The organism is Panacagrimonas sp. (genome assembly GCF_965216805.1).
GTDB lineage: Bacteria > Pseudomonadota > Gammaproteobacteria > Nevskiales > Nevskiaceae > Panacagrimonas.
The window spans coordinates 522393-539621 of sequence record NZ_CBDCGN010000002.1 but is presented as its reverse complement, the minus strand read 5'-3'; the positions used below and the strand labels follow the sequence as shown (position 1 = coordinate 539621).

Here is a 17229-nt window from a genome sequence, read left to right as displayed (position 1 = left end):
CCACGTCCGGCGCGAAGTCTGCATCGCCTTGTCGCGACCGGCGGCTGAGGGTAGCGTCCGCCGCCACGCCCATCACCCAGAGGAGCACGACCCGATGAATGTGGAGAAGCGCAGCGAACACGCCTGCTTCGGCGGCACCCAGGGGTTCTACACGCATGCCTCGCAGCAGACCGGCACGCCGATGCGCTTCGCGGTGTACCAACCGCCGCAGGCGCGCACGGGCAAGGTCCCGGCGCTGTACTACCTGGCCGGGCTGACCTGCACCGAGGAGACTTTCGTCATCAAGGCCGGCGCGCAACGCCTGGCCGCCGAGCTGGGCCTGATGCTGGTGGCCTGCGACACCAGCCCGCGCGATCTCAACCTGCCCGGCGATTCCGACGCCTGGGATTTCGGCGTGGCCGCCGGCTTCTATCTGGATGCCGTCGCCGAGCCCTGGGCGAAGCACTACCGCATGGGCAGCTACGTGAATCTGGAACTGCCGGCGCTGATCGAGGCGAATTTTCCGGCGCGCAGCGATCGCCGCGGCATCTTCGGCCACTCCATGGGCGGTCACGGCGCGCTGACCCTGGCGCTGCGCGACCCGCAGCGATGGCATTCGGCTTCGGCGTTCGCGCCGATCGCCAATCCGGTGGCGGTGCCCTGGGGCGAAAAGGCCTTCGGCAATTATCTGGGCCCCGACCGCAAAACCTGGGAGGCCTACGATGCCAGCCTGCTGCTGCGCGCCCGCCCCTACCCGCGCGAACTGCTGGTCGACCAGGGCCTGGCCGACCAGTTCCTGGAAAACCAGTTACGCCCGCAGGCGCTGGAGGCCGCGGCGCAGGCTTCGGGACAGCAACTGACGCTGCGCCGCCAGCCCGGCTACGACCACTCCTACTGGTTCATCCAGAGTTTCATGGCCGATCACCTGCAGCATCACGCGCGCCAGTTGCTGGGTTGAATCGGGTCGCCCCGCCTGGGGCCGTGGGCGCGATGCAGGTGGTGTGAGGCGGGGCCGCGCCCGCCGCAGCCCTTGGGTCGGTCGCGCCCCCCATCGCGGTGCCGGACCCGCGATGGATGACGTTCAGTAATCCCAGTCCATGCGCACACCGACCAGCACGTTGCGCTCGGGGCCGGGCTCGTAGAAGCGGCCGTTGCCGTCATTGACGATGACCGAACCGACGTACTCCTCGTCGAACAGGTTTTCGACCCGCACAAACCCGTGCAGCCGTCCCCACGACGGGCGAAAGACGTATCCGCCGTCGAGCGTCACCAGGTGGTAGGACGGCGCCGACTCGGCGTTGACGTCGTTGACCGGCACCGCGTCCAAATAGCGGGCTTCCACGCCCGCCTGCCAACCGACAGCGGCGCCCCAGTTGAGCGCGGCAAACAGATGCCACTCGGGAATGCCCGGCAGACGGTTGCCCTTCTCCACCGGCGTCGCCGGCTCGGTACACGGCGTGCCGGTGCAGGCCAGATAGCCTTCGCGCACCTCGGCCTCCAGCCAGGTCATTGCGACCTGCGCCGACAGGTTCGGCACCACCACAGTCCGGGTCAGCAGCTCGACGCCCTGGCGCCGCGTCTTGCCGGCGTTCTGGAAGGTGGAGCGGCCGCCGCTGTTGGTGGCCACCACCAGTTCGTCCTCGGTGTCGGCATGGAACACCGCGATCTGCGAGCGGGTATTCGGCCCTATGCGGAACTTGGCGCCCAGTTCGGTGTTGTCGGTCACCGCAGCATCGAGGTCGAAATTCAGGCCGGGCGAACCATCGGGCCGGTAGGCCAGCTCGACGAACGTGGGGGTCTCGAAGCCGCGACCGTAAGCGCCGTACAGATGCACCTGCGGACTGAGGCGGAACAGCGCCCCGGCCACCGGCGTGGTCTCCGAGAAATCCGCCTTGCCGCTGTCGTCGCCGTTGGGGCCCACGATGTAGCGGTCGGCAGAGTCGAATTTCACCTTGCTGCGGCGCACGCCGACCATGGTGTTCCAGCGCGGATGCGGATCGAGGCTGACCTGCAGGTACTGGTCGAAATTGTCGATGTCGTTGACTTCGTCGCGACGCAGGGCACCGCGTACGCCCAGGGTGTCGCCGATGAAGTTCTCGTAGGCCAGCCGGTCCTGCGACAGATCGTCGTAGGTCAGTCCGGCTACCACGGTGAACGGGCGGCCGCGGACCGTGTCGCGCCAGCTCCAGCGCGCATCGGTGCCGACGTAGTCGCTGTCCAGATCGATCACGCCGCCCTGCGAGAACGGGCTGGCCTGCGCGCCCGGCGGCACCGACAGAAACTGTTCCACCCGGCGATTGCCGCCGTAGGCGGCCACCCGCAGCTCGTGGCCGGCGCCCAGATCGTGCGAGTACACCGCGCCGACCTGGCTCTGCTCGACGCTCTTGCGCGTGTTGAACTGCACCGGTTGCGGCGCCACCGAACTGGGATCCTGCTCGAACTGCTCGCGGGTCAGGCCCTGCGGGTCCAGCACGTCCGGCGAGTCGAAGTAGTTGAGCACCAGCGACAGGCGCCCGCTGCCACCGACGGCAAAGTTCACCTTGCTGTTGAAAGACTCGCGCTCGGCCTCGCTGTGATCGCGAAAGCCGTCGGTCTCGAAATGGGTGTAGTCGAGGTTGTAGTCGGCGATGCCGAGCTTGCCGCGGGTGCCGATGTTGGCGCGCAGCGTGCCGAAACTGCCGGCGGCCAGGCCGCCGCTGACGCGCGGTAAATCGGTGCCGTCGGCGGTGAACATCTGGATGACGCCGCCGGAGGAATTCCCGTACAGGGTGGAGAACGGCCCGCGCAGAATCTCCACGCGATCGGCAGTGGCCAGGTTGAAGTGGGACACCTGCCCGGACCCGTCCGGCTGGGTGGCGGGAATGCCGTCCAGATAGAGGCGCACGCCGCGGATGCCGAAGGTGGCGCGCGACCCGAAGCCGCGGATGGAAATCTGCGTGTCCTGCGCATAGTTCTGCCGGTCGCGTGCCAGCATGCCGGGCACCGCGCCCAGGCCTTCCGACAGGTTCACCCCCAGGGTGCCGTCGTTGAAGGCTTCGCCGCCGATGACATCGATGGACGCCGGAATCTCGAAGGCCGACTCGGACACCCGCGTGGCGGTGACCGTCACCGTTTCGGTGGTCGGCGCGACCTGGACATCCAGCTCTGCCGCGTCCGTCTGGGACAGCGCGACCGGCACCACCGCAGCCAGGGCCAAGCCCAGCCCGAACGCACCGCCTGCGACGCCCGGGCGGGCGCTTTGCCAACTCTTGTCCATGTGTGCTCCGTCGGGTCTGTGCCCGGAAGGGGGTTGCGGTCGCCGCGACGGACTGGCCACGCCGTCGACGGGTTCGCCGTCGTTTTTCTCGATGCCGTGTATTGGATGCCGCCGAACATGCGCCCGCACGTGGACACGGTCCGAAACTCATGCACCCGGGCGCTAAACTGACGGCTGCCGACCTTGCCGTCCATACGGAAAATCATGAAAACACTGCGCAACGACCGGTTCCTGCGCGCGCTGCTTCGCCAGAGCGTGGACCGCACCCCGATCTGGATGATGCGCCAGGCCGGGCGCTACCTGCCGGAGTACCGCGCCAGCCGCGCCAAGGCCGGCGACTTCATGTCCCTGTGCCGCAACCCGGAGCTGTGCTGCGAGGTCACCCTGCAGCCGCTGGACCGCTACCCGCTGGATACCGCGATCCTGTTCTCCGACATCCTCACCATTCCGGACGCGATGGGCCTGGGCCTGCGCTTCGTGGAAGGCGAAGGACCGATCTTCGACAAGCCCCTGCGCACGGTCGACGCCATCCGCAAGCTGTCCTCGCCCGACCCGGAAGGCGAGCTGCGTTACGTGATGGACGCGGTGCGCACCATTCGCGCCGCGCTGGGCGACCGCCTGCCGCTGATCGGTTTTTCCGGCAGCCCCTGGACCCTGGCGACCTACATGATCGAGGGCTGCGGCGGCCATGATTTTGCCCGGGTCAAACGGATGGCGCTGGAAGAGCCCGAGGCTTTCGATCAGCTGGCACGACACCTTGCCGACACTGTGGTGCAGTACCTGGCCGCGCAGCATGCCGCGGGGGCCGACGCCCTGATGGTGTTCGACACCTGGGGCGGCGTGCTGTCGCCCCCGGCCTACGCGCGGTTTTCGCTGGCGCCGATGGCCCACATCGTCGAGCGCCTGGCCGAACTGGCGCCCGGGGTGCCGGTGATCCTGTTCACCAAGAACGGCGGCCAGCATCTGGAAAAGATGGCGGCCACCGGCTGCGCTGCACTGGGCCTGGACTGGACCACGTCGCTGGCCGATGCCCGCCGTCGGGTCGGCGACCGGGTGGCGCTGCAGGGCAACCTGGACCCGATCACCCTGTTCGCACACCCGGACCGCATCCGCGAAGAGACGGCGCGAGTATTGGCAGACTACGGACACGGCCCCGGACATATCTTCAACCTCGGCCATGGCATCGTGCCGCAGACGCCGCCGGAACATGCGGCAGCCATGATCGAGGCCGTGATCGAATTGTCACCCCCCTATCACCGGTAAGAGATTCGAAGAGGCACCCCGATGATCTCGGTTCTGCTCCCCGCATGGCTGGTGGGTGTGCTGACCTTTCTGGTCATGCTTGCAGTGCTGTTGTTCTGGTCTCTGCTGTTCTTCCTGCCGGTGATGTTGCTCAAGCTGTTGCTACCGTTTCCGATCCTGCAAGGCCCGTTCGCCCAAGTGCTGGCCGGCATCGCCAGCCAGTGGGTGGCTTCCAACCAGTTGGTGTTCCGGGTGATGCACGCACCGGCCTGGCACCTGGACTATCACGCGCGACTCGACCCGCACAAAAGTTACGTGCTGGTGTGCAACCACCAGTCCTGGGCCGACATCCTGATCCTGTTCGACCTGTTTCATGGGCGCACGCCCTTCCTGCGCTTTTTCCTCAAACAGGAACTGATCTGGATTCCACTGATCGGCGTCATCTGCTGGGCGCTGGACATGCCGTTCATGAAACGCCATTCGCGCGAAGCCATCGACGCCAACCCAGCCTTGCGCGACGAGGACCTGGCCACCACACGACGCTTCTGCGAGCACTACCGCAACCGACCGATCACCGCGGTCAACTTTCTGGAAGGCACGCGCTTTTCGGAAGCCAAACGCCAGGCGCGACGTTCGCCCTACCGGCATCTGCTGCGGCCCAAGTCGGCCGGCCTGAGCTTCATGCTCAACGCCATGGGCGAACAATTCGGCGGCGTCATCGACGTGACCCTGGCGTATCAGCAGGTTTCCAGAAAGCCGTTGCTATGGAGTTGGCTGTGCGGAGAACAGAGCGGCATGACGATCCACGTCGACAGTCTTCCCATCCCGGCCGACCTGTTGCACGGCAATTACGACCGCGACGAGGAATTCCGCGCACGCTTCCAGCACTGGGCCAACAGCATCTGGTCGCGCAAGGACCTGCGGCTGGACCGCATGCTCAGCGGTAGCGAACAATCGCAGGCAAGCCCGCGGCTGACCGGATGATCGTCGGGCTTCGCCACCCGGGAACGGCGGGGCCGATCGCACACAGGAATTGGGGAGCAAGCGTCGATGCTGGGGCTGAATCGGTATCAGTGGACCGTGCTGTTCGCCGCCTGGCTGGGTTGGGGCTTCGATGTATTCGACAGCCTGCTGTTCAACTACGTGGCACCCAATGCCGTGCCCACCCTGCTCGGCCTGGAGATCGGCTCGCCGGAAGCCAAGCAGCAGACCATCTACTGGACCGGACTACTCACCGCGGTGCTGCTGATCGGCTGGGCGGTGGGCGGCGTTGCCTTCGGCTGGGTGTGCGATCGCATCGGGCGCAAGCGCACGCTGATGCTCACGATGCTGATGTATTCGCTGGGCACCTTTGCCTGCGCCTTTGCCACCAGCATCGAGATGCTGCTGGTGTTCCGCATCATCACCGCGCTGGGCATCGGCGGAGAGTGGGCGGCCGGTGCGGCGATGGTCGCCGAAGTCGTCCCCGAGGATAAGCGCGTGGAGGCCGGCGCCCTGCTCTACACCGCGGCGCCCATGGGTTTGTTCCTCGCCACGTTCGTGAATCTGCAAGTGGCAGGGAAATGGTTTCCGGACAACCCCGAAGTCTCCTGGCGCTACGTGTTCCTGTTTGGCCTGCTACCCGCGTTTGTGGCGTTTCTGGTGCGCATCTTCATCAAGGAGCCGGAACGCTGGCAGAAGGTCGCCGCCACCACCACGCCACCGAAGCTGTCGGAACTGTTCGGGCCGGCCTATCGTTTTGCCACACTGTCAGGCCTGCTGATGTCCATCGTGTGCCTGCTGATGTGGTGGAGCAACAACGCCTTCATTCCGCTGATCTCCACCGGCCTGGCGCAGACCGAGGCACTGGCGCTGGGCCTGGACCGCAGCGCCACCTTCGCGCTCATTGAAAGCTGGAAAGCCACCGCCACCAACTACTTCAACCTTGGTGGACTGATCGGCACCCTGCTGACCATACCCGCGTCCAAGCTGCTCGGTCGCCGGCCCATGTTCGCGATCTATTTCCTCGGCTCGGCTGCGGCGATCTTCGCCACCTATGGCCTGGATCTGAGCCCGCAACTCAGGCTGGCGATGTATTTCTTCATCGGCCTGACCGTGTTTGGCGTGTTCGGCAGCTTCACCTACTACCTGCCGGAGTTGTTCCCCACCCGCCTGCGCGGCACCGGCAGTGGCTTCTGCTACAACTTCGGCCGCATCTTCGCCTCGGGTGGCCCCTTCCTGGTGGGCTATATCGCCAGTCAGGGCCTCAATGCCTTCTCGACCGCAATGGCCGTGCTGTTCTACGTCGGCTTCATTCCACTGGCGGGTCTGCTGCTGATGCCGCTGGTGGTGGAGACGCGGGGGAAAGCCTTGGCGGATTAGCCACGCTGGCGCTGCTCGCCGCCGGGCGCGCAGCCGCGGACGGGATCAGAGGTGCTTCAGCAGAAAATCGCGCGCTGCGGCGCTGGTTCCGTCGAAGCCTTCCAGATACGAGGCGTAGTGGTCGGCCTTGATGACGTAGAGCTCCTTGGGTTCACGGGCGCGCTGGAACATCTCCAGCGCCAGATCGGTCGGCGTCGACGAATCGTTGTTCGACACGATCATCAGCAGCGGTGTCGGCGCGATCAGCTCCATGTATCCGGTGACGTCGTAGTCGAGCAGGTATTCAAGCGAACGGATGGTGACCTTGTTCTCCCATTTCAGGCCGGGAATTGCATTGACGTACTTGTGGAAATAGGCGTGCGTACGCGTGCCGGGAAATGCGCAGGGCTCACCCTCCTTATCGCTGGTCACCGGCAAATACTGCGAAGGCTCGCCCTTCATCCGACGTGCGCGGTCGTCGTCGATCATCTTCATGAAGTCGGGAATTTCGGCGAGCCGCAGGAACTGCTGGATGTTCTTCGGCCCGTGCACGAACGGAACCTGGCTGACCACCGCTTTCACGCGCTTGTCGAGCGCCGCCACGCCAAGCACCGCACCGCCGGTGTAACTGGTTCCCCAGATGCCGATCCGTTCGGGGTCGGCCTCCGGCTGCTGCAGCGCGAACGTGATCGCGCAGCGATAGTCGCGACGCTGCGCGACCGGATCGATGTCGTGTCGCCGCGTGCCATCGCTCTCTCCCAGGCAGCGGTTGTCGTAGACCAGCACCGCCATGCCACCCTTGCAGAAGACCTCGGCATACTGGTCCAGCGTCATCTCCTTGAGCGCGGTGAAACCGTGGGCCATGACGACGGTCGGGAACTTGCCGCTCTGGTGGTCCGGCACGTAGAACCAGCCACGCAAGGTGACGCCATCGGCGTTGAATTCGACATTGCGACGCATCGGACTTCTCCTGATTGAGTGCAGCACCGGGCGCTGGCACCGGCGCGGAAGCTGGGTTGGCAGCTAAGCGCGTTCTGTGATTCGCAGCTATAGGTGCAAGCCCGCGGGGTGAAAGGCGCCGAGACCGTCTGCACCCACCCTTCTTCGGGCGAAACGGCCGTGCGATGCAGAGCGAGATCGCCCCACCAACGCGCCTGAGCGCCTTACGCCATCACGCCCGGCGCACGCAGATAAGCTTCGCGCAGCGGCACCGCGTTGGGCAGCGGCATGCCGTCGGGCTCGGTGCGCAGGTGGCCTTCGCGGTCGCACTGCCAGTAGCGGTTGGCGGCGGGCTCGGCAAGCGTGAGGCGGCCGTCGACCTTGTACGCGCCGGTATCCAGGAACATCACGTTGCCCGCGCGCGCCGGCCGGTGCGCGGGGATGATGGTGTGACCCACCATCACCAGGTCGATGCCCTCGACCGGCGTCACCGCGCGAATTGCGCGTGTACGCGTGTCGTCGTCGATCTCGTCGGCCTCCGGGTTCTGCGCCATCAGCATCAGCGCGTTGACGCGCCGACGGCCCCACAACAGGCTGGACTCCAGCGTGGAATCCTGATCGTCGATCTGGTCGGCCGGGCCCGCCTGCACGCGACGGACCGTGTCCCAGTCCGTGCCGGGTGGCACTTCGGCATGGACCAGGCCGACGCAGCGGCCATCGCCCAGTTCCAGCTCCATCGCCAGGGGCATCTGCTCGATGATCCAGGCCAGTTGTGCAAGCTGCGCTTCGGGCAGGTCGTCGGCCCAGTCGCCGCCGTTGCGCTCCCACACGCGGCGATAGACCGGGTTGGAGCGCGAGGCCAGCAGCAGCGCCTCATGATTGCCGCGGATGCAATACAGCGCAGGCTCGGTGTGAAACAGCCGCAGCAGCCGCTCGCTGTCCGGACCGCGATCAATCAGGTCGCCCAGCGAAAACAGGCGGTCGAAGTCCTGGTCGAACGCGACCGCGCGTAACAGGCGATCCAGCAGCTCGAACTGTCCGTGTACATCGCCGACCACGTAATCCCGCCCAAGCTGGTTGGGTCCGAAACGCACGAACATCCGCGGCGCGGCGGGCACCACGATGGTCCGGTCAAGGTCGTCGTCGGGCGAGGACATGTCTGCAGCGTAACGGATCGCACCGCCCGCAAGCAGCGTGGTGGCCGGTCCCCGCACAGTTTTTGTGCCCGGCAGCACACTGCCAGGTGCGCGCGACCTCCCCCGCAAGGGAGTGCGATCAGCGGCCGTCCCGACCAAGCCCCGGCCGGGCGGCGACCACACGGGCGCTACCCGACCCGGCGTTCACGCCCCGACCAGTAAGGCTCGCGCAGCTTGTTCTTGAGGATTTTGCCGGCGCCCGATATCGGCAGCGCCTCGACCGTCTGTATCGAACGCGGCACCTTGTAGTTGGCGATGCGCGCCTTGCAGTGCGCCTGCAGTTCTTCGAGCGTCACGCTTGCGCCCGGCCGCACCACCACGCAAGCGTGCACCAGTTCGCCCCAGCGATCGTCCGGGATGGCGATGACCGCGCACTGCAGCACCGCCGGGTGCTGCGCGATGGCGTTCTCTACTTCCACCGAGTACACGTTCTCGCCGCCGGTGACGATCATGTCCTTGAGACGGTCGGCGATGAAGATGAAGCCGTCGGCGTCCATGTAGGCGCCGTCGCCAGTGAAATACCAGCCGTCGCGGATCGCCTTGTCGGTCTCGGCCGGCTTGTTCCAGTAACCGAGCATCATGCCCGGCCCACGTACCGCGATCTCGCCGACCGTTCCGCGCGGCACCTCGACGCCGTCCTCGTCGACGATCTTCGCGTCGCAGATCGAACAGGGCTTGCCGGCAGAGCGCACTTTGCCTTGTGCGCGCCCGGCACCGGCGTGATACGCGGCAGTCAGGATCGTGACGACCGGCGCCATCTCGGTCATGCCGTAGGCCTGCAACATGTTGAGCTTCGGCATCAGCGTCAGCGCACGGTCGATCACTGCCTCAGCGATGGGTGAGCCGCCGTACATTAGAAGTTGCAGGCTGGAGAGGTCGTGCTCCTGCGCGGCGGGCGAATCCACGAGCATCTGGATCATGGTTGGAACCAGCAGCGCGGCGCTGATCTTCTCGCCAGCGATGGCTGCTGCCACCGCGTCGGGGGCGAATGCCGGCAACACCACGTGCGTGGCACCCGCGAACGCCAGCGCCTGCAGGTACATGCCATCGGCGAGGTGGAACATCGGCGCGGCATGCAGGCCGACGAGCTGGCTCATGTCGCCGCGGTACGCACAGCCCAGCGCAAGCGCGTTCGCATAGAGCGCGCGGTGAGGCAGCATGACGCCCTTGGGAAAGCCGGTGGTGCCGCCGGTGTAAAAGATGCCCGCCAGATCTTCTCCGGAGCGCAATTGCTCTTCAGCCGGCGCGGTGCTTGCAACCAGATCGCCGTAGCGCAGCAGGCCATCGGGGGTCGGCTCGTCGCCGCAGTGGATCAGCAGCTTCAGGCAGCTCGCCTGCGCCCGCAGCTCGGGCAGCTTGGGCAGGAACGCATCGTCGACCAGCAACACGCGCGTATCGCAGTCCTGCAGTGAGTACGCGATCTCCGCCACGCTCCAGCGTGTGTTGCAGGGGTTCACAACCGCACCGGCCCACCAGGTGGCGTAGTAGTACTCGAAGTAGCGATCGGAATTGAGCGACAGGATGCCGACACGATCGCCGGTCGCCACCCCGAGCCCGCGCAGGGCACCGGCCAGGCGTGCCACGCGGTCGGTGACGGTGGCGTAGTCGTGTCGGCGCGCGCCGAAAACCGTGGCGAGCTTGTTCGGGTGTACCCGCGTGGCGCGGTGCAGGGACTGGGTCAGGTACATCGCTGGGGCTCTCCTCGTCAGTTCATAGCCCCGATTCTTGGTCGGGACGGCGCGCGTGGGAAGTCGGGCAGCACCCCCTGCTCCCATAGCCCGGGTGCAACCCGGGGCCGATGGTCATCAGCGGACCGGGGGCCCCGGGTTGCACCCGGACTACTCATCTGCAGCGCCGCCGACAGGACTACGCAGCTCGCGGGCGCAGCGGTGCAACCCCAGCGTTCAGATCCGGAAGCCGCCTCCGCAGACCAGCAGTTCGCCCGACACGTAATTGGATTCCGGATAGCAGAGCATTGCCACCGCGCCTGCAGCCTCCTCGGGCGTACCGCCGCGACCGAGCGGAATCTGCGCTTCCATCGCCTTGAGCAGATCCGGGTTCACGCCGGTCTTGATCTTGCGCCCTTCGATCTCCACCGACGAGGACCCGTCCGCGGGCGCATTGGTCAGGCGCGTGTTGATCAGGCCGAAAGCCACGCAGTTGACGTTCACCTTGTAACGCCCCCACTCCTTGGCCAGCGCCCGCGTCAGGCCGATGATGCCGGCCTTGGCGGCGGCGTAGTTGATCTGCCCCGCATTGCCGCCGACACCCGCGATCGAGGAGATATTGACGACCTTGCGGTGCACGGACAGGCCGCTCTCGGCCTCCTTCTTCGAGGCGATGCGGATGTATTCGCTGGCTGCGCGCAGGATGCGGAAGGGTGCGGTCATGTGCACGTCGACCATGCCGTACCACTGCTCGTCGCTCATCTTCTGCAGCACGTTGTCCCAGGTGTAGCCGGCGTTGTTGACGATGATATGCAGCCCGCCAAGCTGCTCCACCGCGGTCCCGACGAAGCGCTCCGCAAAGTCCGGCGCGGTCACGCTGCCGATGCAGGCCACCGCCTTGCCGCCGGCAGCGGTGATGCGTGCAACGGTCTCCTCGGCCGGGCCGGCGTCGAGATCGTTGATCACCACGCTGGCGCCTTCCTCCACCAGTTTCAGCGCCACCGCCTGCCCGATGCCGCGCCCCGATCCGGTCACGATTGCGACCTTGCCGTCCAGCTTGCCCATCTGTGTTCTCCTTGTCGGTTTTGGTTGGTGTCCGGATCAGCCCAGCGCGACCAGGGCTTCGCCCTGAATCTTGGATAGTCCGAACTGGTTGCGCATCTCCACCTGCACGCGGGCGCACGTCTCACCGTCCTGCTCCAGCACTTCCAGCACCTTGCCGCTCAGCACCGGCGCGTTGCCCAGGTGCGTGATGGCGCCGAAGCGGACATCGAATCGGCGCAGTTGTGCCTGCGGCCGCCAGCCGGTCAGCAGCCGGCCGAGCCAGGCCATGCCGAGCATGCCGTGGGCGAACACGTCGGCCATGCCGGCACGCCGCGCAAAGTCGAGGTCGATGTGAATCGGGTTGTGATCGCCGGAGGCGCCGGCGAACAGCGCCAGCGTCGCGCGATCAATGGCGGGCAGCTGCAGCTCGGGCAGCGCGTCGCCGACGTTGACGGAAGTCTTCGGGTTCATGTTGTCCTTTCGTGTCAGTGGCGCACGACGATGACGCTGCGCAGCTCGGCCACCAGCTCGCCGGCGGCATTGCGTGCCTCGCTGGTCTTCACCACGAATTCCAGAGCGCCGCTTTTCTTGTCGAAGATGTCGGCGATGCGCGACTGCACCGTGATGGTCTCGCCAGCACAGGCGGGGCGGTGATAGGTGAACCCCTGCTCGCCGTGGAGGATCTTGGCGATGGGCACGCCCAAGTCGGCCAGCAGACGGTCCAAAGTGCCGCCGTCCAGCTCGGCACCGAACAGAAACGTCGGCGGCGCCGGCAGGTCCGCATAGCCCGCGCGCTGCGCGGCCTGCACGTCGGTGTAGACCGGATCGGTCTCGCCGATGGCCCGCGCGAAGAAGCGCAGACGGCCACGTTCCAGCGTGAGGTCCACCGGCGCCAGTTCGCGCCCGATCCAGCTGCGGTCAATCATGTTGTTCGCGCTCCTCGTCAAGTTTATGAGTCGGTCTAGATTCAAGCCGCGTCGGACAGCAGTGGGTGGCCCGGGTGCACCCCGGGGTGAGGTCTCGACGTGTGGCGGAAACCCCGGGTTACACCCGGGCTACCGGACTTCGCGGTTCGGGTTCAGACCGCCTCGTACAGCGTAACGACGCAGGCGCCGCCCAATCCCAGGTTGTGCTGCAGCGCCAGCCGCGCGCCTTCCACCTGGCGCGGCCCGGCCTGCCCGCGCAGTTGCTGTACCAGCTCGCTGCACTGCGCAAGGCCGGTGGCGCCCAGCGGGTGTCCCTTGGATAGCAGGCCGCCGGAGGGATTGACCACGTAGCGGCCCCCGTAGGTGTTGTCGCCGTCTTCCACGAACTTTTCGGCACCGCCCTCGGGGCACAGGCCCAGCGATTCGTAGCTGATCAGCTCGTTCTGCGCGAAGCAGTCGTGCAGCTCGACCACGTCGATGTCCTGCGGCCCGATGCCGGCCGCCTCGTAGACCTTCTGCGCCGCGCGCTTGGCCATCGAATAGCCCACGACCTCGCGCATGTCGCGCGCCTCGAACGTGGTTGCGGTGTCGGTGGTCATGGCCTGGGCGCGGATGCGTACTCCAGCGACGATGCCGTGACGCTGGGCGAAGGCTTCCGTGCACAGAATCGCGGCACCGGCGCCGCAGGTGGGCGGGCAGGCCATCAGGCGCGTCATCACCCCGGGCCACACGGCCGGCGAGTTCATCACATCCTCGGCGGTGACCACGTCGCGGAACAGCGCTACCGGATTGCGCGCGGCGTGGCGGCTGGCCTTGGCGCGAATCTTCGCGAAGGTCTCGAGCCGCGTGCCGTACTGCTGCATGTGCGCCTGGCCGGCGCCGCCGAAGTAGCGCAGTGCCAGCGGTACCTCGCTGTGGCCGACCAGCGCCTGCGTGGCCTCGTCGAAGCGGTCGAACGGGCTCGGCCGGTCACCGAACTGGCTGGCGATGGCACCGCGATTCATCTGCTCGAAGCCCAGCGCCAGCACGCACTCGGCCTGGCCACTGGCCACCGCGTGGTTGGCCAGGTACAGCGCGGTGGAGCCGGTGGAGCAGTTGTTGTTGACGTTGACCACCGGGATGCCGGTCATGCCCACCTCGTACAACGCACGCTGGCCGGCGGTGGAATCGCCGTACACATAGCCCACATAGGCCTGCTCGACGTGCGCGTACTCGATGCCGGCATCGGCGAGCGCCGCGCGCACCGCCTGCGCGGACATCTTCGGATAGGGTTCGCTGGCGCCAGGCTTGGAAAACGGCACCAGGCCGACACCGGCCACCATCACGTTCTGAGTCATCTTGGTTCCACCTTCAGGGTATGGGGCAGACTGCCCGGGGACCCTGCGATGTTCCGCGCCGCGCCCGGCGTGCACCATGGCGGCAGACCGCATTCAACTTGCACTATCCATCAGCCCGATCCGTGTCCGTGCCTGCAGACGCCCCTGTCGCCATTCCGGCCGTCTTCGCATTCGAAGCGCTGGCCGGCGTGCGCCACCAGGGAATCGACACCGCGCCGCTGCTGGAAGCTGCCGGCATCGATCCGCTGCTGCCACTGGATCGCGACCACTACGTCAGCGCCACGCAGTACGCCCGGCTGCTGCTTCGCGCGATGGCGGCGCTCAACGACGAAACGATGGGCCTGTTCACGCGCAAGCTGCGCCGGGGCAGCTACGCGCTGCTGGCCTCGGCGGCACTGCACGGCGGCGCCACCCTGGTCGAAGCCCTCGATCAGTACCTGCGCACCTTGAGCCTGCTGCAGGACGATCTGACGCCGGTGCTGGAGGACGATGGCCGTCATGTGCGCGTGATCCTGCGCTTCGTCACCGCCGCGGTCGCCGAGCGGCCGTTCGTGCATGGCCTGCTGCTGCGGTTGATGTGGCGCCTGATGAGCTGGCTGGACACCGGCAGGCTGCGCGCCGAGCGCGTGGAGCTGGCGTTCCCGCGGCCTGCGCATGGCGACTTCTACCTCAACATCTTTCCGACCGAGCTGGTGTTCGGCGCCGCGCACTCCGCCATCTGGTTCCAGTCCGCTCGCATGCAGGGTCCGGTGCGCCGCGACGCCAGCACGCTGGCCGATTATCTGGAGAAAGCCGTGCTCGACATGGTGGTGCCGGTCATCGCCACCCGCTACGCCGACCGCGTGCGTGCGCACCTGCAACTCGAACACACCCGCCACGGCCAGTGGCAGGACCTGAAGCAGACCGCAGACGCACTGCATTGCTCGCCCAGCTCACTGCAGCGTCATCTGGCCAAGGACCAGACCTCGTTCCAGACCCTTCGCGACCACCTGCGTCGTGACTGGGCGATCTACCGGTTGCAGACCAGCGCCACGCCCACCCTGGCGCTGGCACAGGAACTGGGCTTTGCCGACGAGGCAAGCTTCCAGCGCGCCTTCAAGCGCTGGACCGGGCATCCACCGGGGCGGTTGCGGCGAAGCCGGGCGCAAGACTGAGCCGGAGGCGCGCGGCAGAGCTGCACGCCGCGGAACAGCATATGCCCCCATCCAGCGGCTGGCGTTGCCCGCAAAGCGTCGCCGGCGGGAGTGCACTCTGCTCGACCGGTCAGTCGTCGTAGCCCGGATGAAATCCGGGGCAGTCCATCCTTCAAGATTCATTCTTTAGATCGAAAAAATCCCGGATTTCATCCGGGCCAAGCTGGCTGAGAGAACAGTCAACGCGACTAGAGCCCACCATGAACACCCCACTGCTCTGGCACATCCCGCTGTCGCACTTCAACGAAAAGGTGCGCTGGGCGCTGGACTACAAGGGCATCGCCCATCGCCGTCGCGTGCTGGGGCCAAACTATTTGATCCGTGCGTGGCGGGCCACCGGGCAGGGTCATTTGCCGATCCTGTGGCTGGACGGCGCGGCGATAGCCGACTCCACGCGCATCATCGACCGGCTGGAGACGCGCTATCCGGATCCGCCGCTGTATCCGCAGGATGCCTCCGTGCGTGAACGCGCGCTGGCGCTGGAGGAGGATCTGGATGAAACCCTGGGGCCGGCGCTGCGTGCGGCCGTTGTCACGCCGCTGTTCCGCGATGATCCGGACATTGCACTGCGCGTGTTGACCACCGGCATGCCGGAGCAGGCCTACCGCAGTTTGCGTCCCCTGCTGAGGGTGTTTCCGGCGTTCTACCGGCTGCGCCACAAAATCAGTGCGGCGAATCTGGAGAAGGACCGCGCCATCGTGGCAGCCGCGCTGGACCGCATCGAGCAGCAACGTCATGGCCGTGCATATCTGGTTGGCGAGGCCTTCAGCGTGGCGGACCTGACCGCGGCTGCGCTGCTGGCCCCGGCGCTGCAGCCGCCGGAACTTCAATACCCGCTGCAGGTGGAGCTGCCGTCCTATCTGCAAGCGTACCGCGCGGCGCTGATCGAGCACCCTGCGGCGCAATGGGCGGCCGGCATCTATCGGCAGCATCGCGGGCGGAGCGCGGAGATTGTCAGAGCTGTGGCGTAACGCCCGGGTTTCCATGCAAGGTCCCGGTGCGATAGAACCGTTCCTGTTGGTCAGGCATTCCGAGCATGAATCGGCGGCCACGGGCCGCCCTACTCGCGGTGTTTGTTTGTTGGCGCTGATCACGGACCCTATTGCAGACCTTTCCTGACCGGCGCCAGGAGCGGTAGCAGTGCGGCCGCTGCGCCCAGCGTCCGCACTCCGACACCGGCATTGCGTCTGCCCAAGCCTGGGGTGCGTAAGGTCCAACTGATCTTGAGGCCGCGTCGGCATGAAACTTTCAGCTCTTGTCCTGGCATTGATCGCGCTGCTGCTGAGCGCCTGCGGCACCACCCATATCGGCAAGCCGGCCTCACCGCCGCCGGCGCCGGTGGTCGGTGGCTACAGCGTGGTTCGCGACGTAGTGGTGAGCCCGCCAGGCTGGCCGCAGGAGCTGCTGGCGGACATCTACACGCCGGAAGCCAAGGGCCCGCATCCCTCGGTGCTGCTGGTGCATGGCGGCGCCTGGAAACGCGGTGATCGCGATCAGGTGGAGGGCCTGGCCGAGCGCATCGCGACGCGCGGCTATCTGGTGGTGAACAGCACCTACCGGCTGGTGCCGGAGCACATCTTTCCTGCGCAGTTGCAGGACGTGCAGCAGGCGGCCCGCTGGATGCGCGAACAGGCTGCGGCCTACGGCATCGATCCGGATCGCATCGGCGGTTTCGGTTACTCCGCCGGCGCGCATCTGATCTCGCTGACCGCGGCGGTGGCGGACGACCCCGAGCTGGGGGCTGCCAACACGCAGATGAAAGCGCTGGTGGCCGGCGGCAATCCGAGCGATCTGGCCGCTTACGAAGGTGGCTATCTGGTGCCGAATTTCCTCGGCGGCGAACGCGACGAGATCTTCGACACCTTTCGTGCCGCATCGCCCATCACCTACGTCCGGCCCGGGCATCCGCCGGTGTTCCAGTACCACGCCACGCTCGACGATTACGTGCCGTTCGAACAAGCCGAGAACTACCGCGTGGCGTTGAGCGCGGCCGGAGTGCCCAACGAACTGTTCGTGATTCACGGCCACGGCCACATCAGCGGCTTCTTCGCCGACGGCAAGGCGGTGCAGGCGGCGCTGGATTTTCTGGACCGCTACCTGCGCTGAGTGC

The 17229-nt window shown here is 66.6% G+C and carries 15 protein-coding genes; 7 read left to right on the top strand and 8 right to left on the bottom strand.

Annotated features, from left to right (window positions below):
• The first annotated feature begins 94 nt into the window (after positions 1-94).
• Positions 95-937 (top strand): S-formylglutathione hydrolase, encoded by an 843-nt coding sequence (gene fghA / locus ACOOHP_RS02585; protein WP_420464902.1) that lies wholly within the window; start codon positions 95-97, stop codon positions 935-937.
• Positions 938-1060: 123 nt separating this feature from the next.
• Here fghA and ACOOHP_RS02580 read toward each other — a convergent pair whose 3' ends face one another.
• Positions 1061-3235 carry a TonB-dependent receptor family protein gene (locus ACOOHP_RS02580; RefSeq protein WP_420464901.1) on the bottom strand — a complete coding sequence of 725 codons (2175 nt, stop codon included), beginning with the start codon at positions 3233-3235 and terminating at the stop codon, positions 1061-1063.
• Between the two features lie 204 nt (positions 3236-3439).
• On the opposite strand from ACOOHP_RS02580, the gene hemE reads away from it, so the two are divergent.
• The 3 genes from hemE (at position 3440) to ACOOHP_RS02565 (ending at position 6838) form a co-directional block, all read left to right on the top strand.
• Positions 3440-4498: a uroporphyrinogen decarboxylase gene (gene hemE / locus ACOOHP_RS02575; RefSeq protein ID WP_420464900.1), complete on the top strand. Its 1059-nt coding sequence runs from the start codon at positions 3440-3442 to the stop codon at positions 4496-4498.
• A gap of 21 nt (positions 4499-4519) precedes the next feature.
• The gene (locus tag ACOOHP_RS02570; RefSeq protein WP_420464899.1) at positions 4520-5461 is read left to right on the top strand and encodes an acetyltransferase; all 942 of its coding nucleotides are present in this window, start codon (positions 4520-4522) and stop codon (positions 5459-5461) included.
• Between the two features lie 66 nt (positions 5462-5527).
• Positions 5528-6838, top strand: coding sequence for an MFS transporter (locus tag ACOOHP_RS02565; RefSeq protein WP_420464898.1), 1311 nt, complete (start codon positions 5528-5530; stop codon positions 6836-6838).
• Between the two features lie 45 nt (positions 6839-6883).
• Here ACOOHP_RS02565 and ACOOHP_RS02560 read toward each other — a convergent pair whose 3' ends face one another.
• The 7 genes from ACOOHP_RS02560 to ACOOHP_RS02530 all read right to left on the bottom strand — a co-directional run bounded on the left by ACOOHP_RS02560 (position 6884) and on the right by ACOOHP_RS02530 (position 13926).
• Positions 6884-7777, bottom strand: coding sequence for an alpha/beta hydrolase (locus ACOOHP_RS02560; protein WP_420464897.1), 894 nt, complete (start codon positions 7775-7777; stop codon positions 6884-6886).
• Between the two features lie 203 nt (positions 7778-7980).
• Positions 7981-8913 carry a metallophosphoesterase gene (locus tag ACOOHP_RS02555; protein WP_420464896.1) on the bottom strand — a complete coding sequence of 311 codons (933 nt, stop codon included), beginning with the start codon at positions 8911-8913 and terminating at the stop codon, positions 7981-7983.
• Positions 8914-9080: 167 nt separating this feature from the next.
• Positions 9081-10640, bottom strand: a complete 1560-nt coding sequence (locus tag ACOOHP_RS02550; RefSeq protein WP_420464895.1) for an acyl-CoA synthetase — start codon at positions 10638-10640, stop codon at positions 9081-9083.
• A gap of 216 nt (positions 10641-10856) precedes the next feature.
• On the bottom strand, positions 10857-11684 hold the full coding sequence (locus ACOOHP_RS02545; protein WP_420464894.1) for an SDR family NAD(P)-dependent oxidoreductase: 828 nt from the start codon (positions 11682-11684) through the stop codon (positions 10857-10859).
• Between the two features lie 36 nt (positions 11685-11720).
• Positions 11721-12134 carry a MaoC/PaaZ C-terminal domain-containing protein gene (locus ACOOHP_RS02540; RefSeq protein WP_420464893.1) on the bottom strand — a complete coding sequence of 138 codons (414 nt, stop codon included), beginning with the start codon at positions 12132-12134 and terminating at the stop codon, positions 11721-11723.
• Positions 12135-12148: 14 nt separating this feature from the next.
• Positions 12149-12589: a MaoC family dehydratase N-terminal domain-containing protein gene (locus ACOOHP_RS02535; RefSeq protein ID WP_420464892.1), complete on the bottom strand. Its 441-nt coding sequence runs from the start codon at positions 12587-12589 to the stop codon at positions 12149-12151.
• Between the two features lie 152 nt (positions 12590-12741).
• The gene (locus tag ACOOHP_RS02530; protein ID WP_420464891.1) at positions 12742-13926 is read right to left on the bottom strand and encodes a lipid-transfer protein; all 1185 of its coding nucleotides are present in this window, start codon (positions 13924-13926) and stop codon (positions 12742-12744) included.
• Positions 13927-14048: 122 nt separating this feature from the next.
• Here ACOOHP_RS02530 and ACOOHP_RS02525 point away from each other — a divergent pair, with 122 nt between their 5' ends.
• The 3 genes from ACOOHP_RS02525 (at position 14049) to ACOOHP_RS02515 (ending at position 17225) form a co-directional block, all read left to right on the top strand.
• Positions 14049-15080, top strand: coding sequence for an AraC family transcriptional regulator ligand-binding domain-containing protein (locus ACOOHP_RS02525; protein WP_420464890.1), 1032 nt, complete (start codon positions 14049-14051; stop codon positions 15078-15080).
• A gap of 239 nt (positions 15081-15319) precedes the next feature.
• A complete protein-coding gene (locus ACOOHP_RS02520; RefSeq protein WP_420464889.1) occupies positions 15320-16090 on the top strand; it encodes a glutathione S-transferase family protein in 771 nt (256 codons plus the stop codon).
• 268 nt (positions 16091-16358) lie between these two features.
• Positions 16359-17225: an alpha/beta hydrolase fold domain-containing protein gene (locus tag ACOOHP_RS02515; RefSeq protein ID WP_420464888.1), complete on the top strand. Its 867-nt coding sequence runs from the start codon at positions 16359-16361 to the stop codon at positions 17223-17225.
• Positions 17226-17229 lie beyond the last annotated feature (4 nt).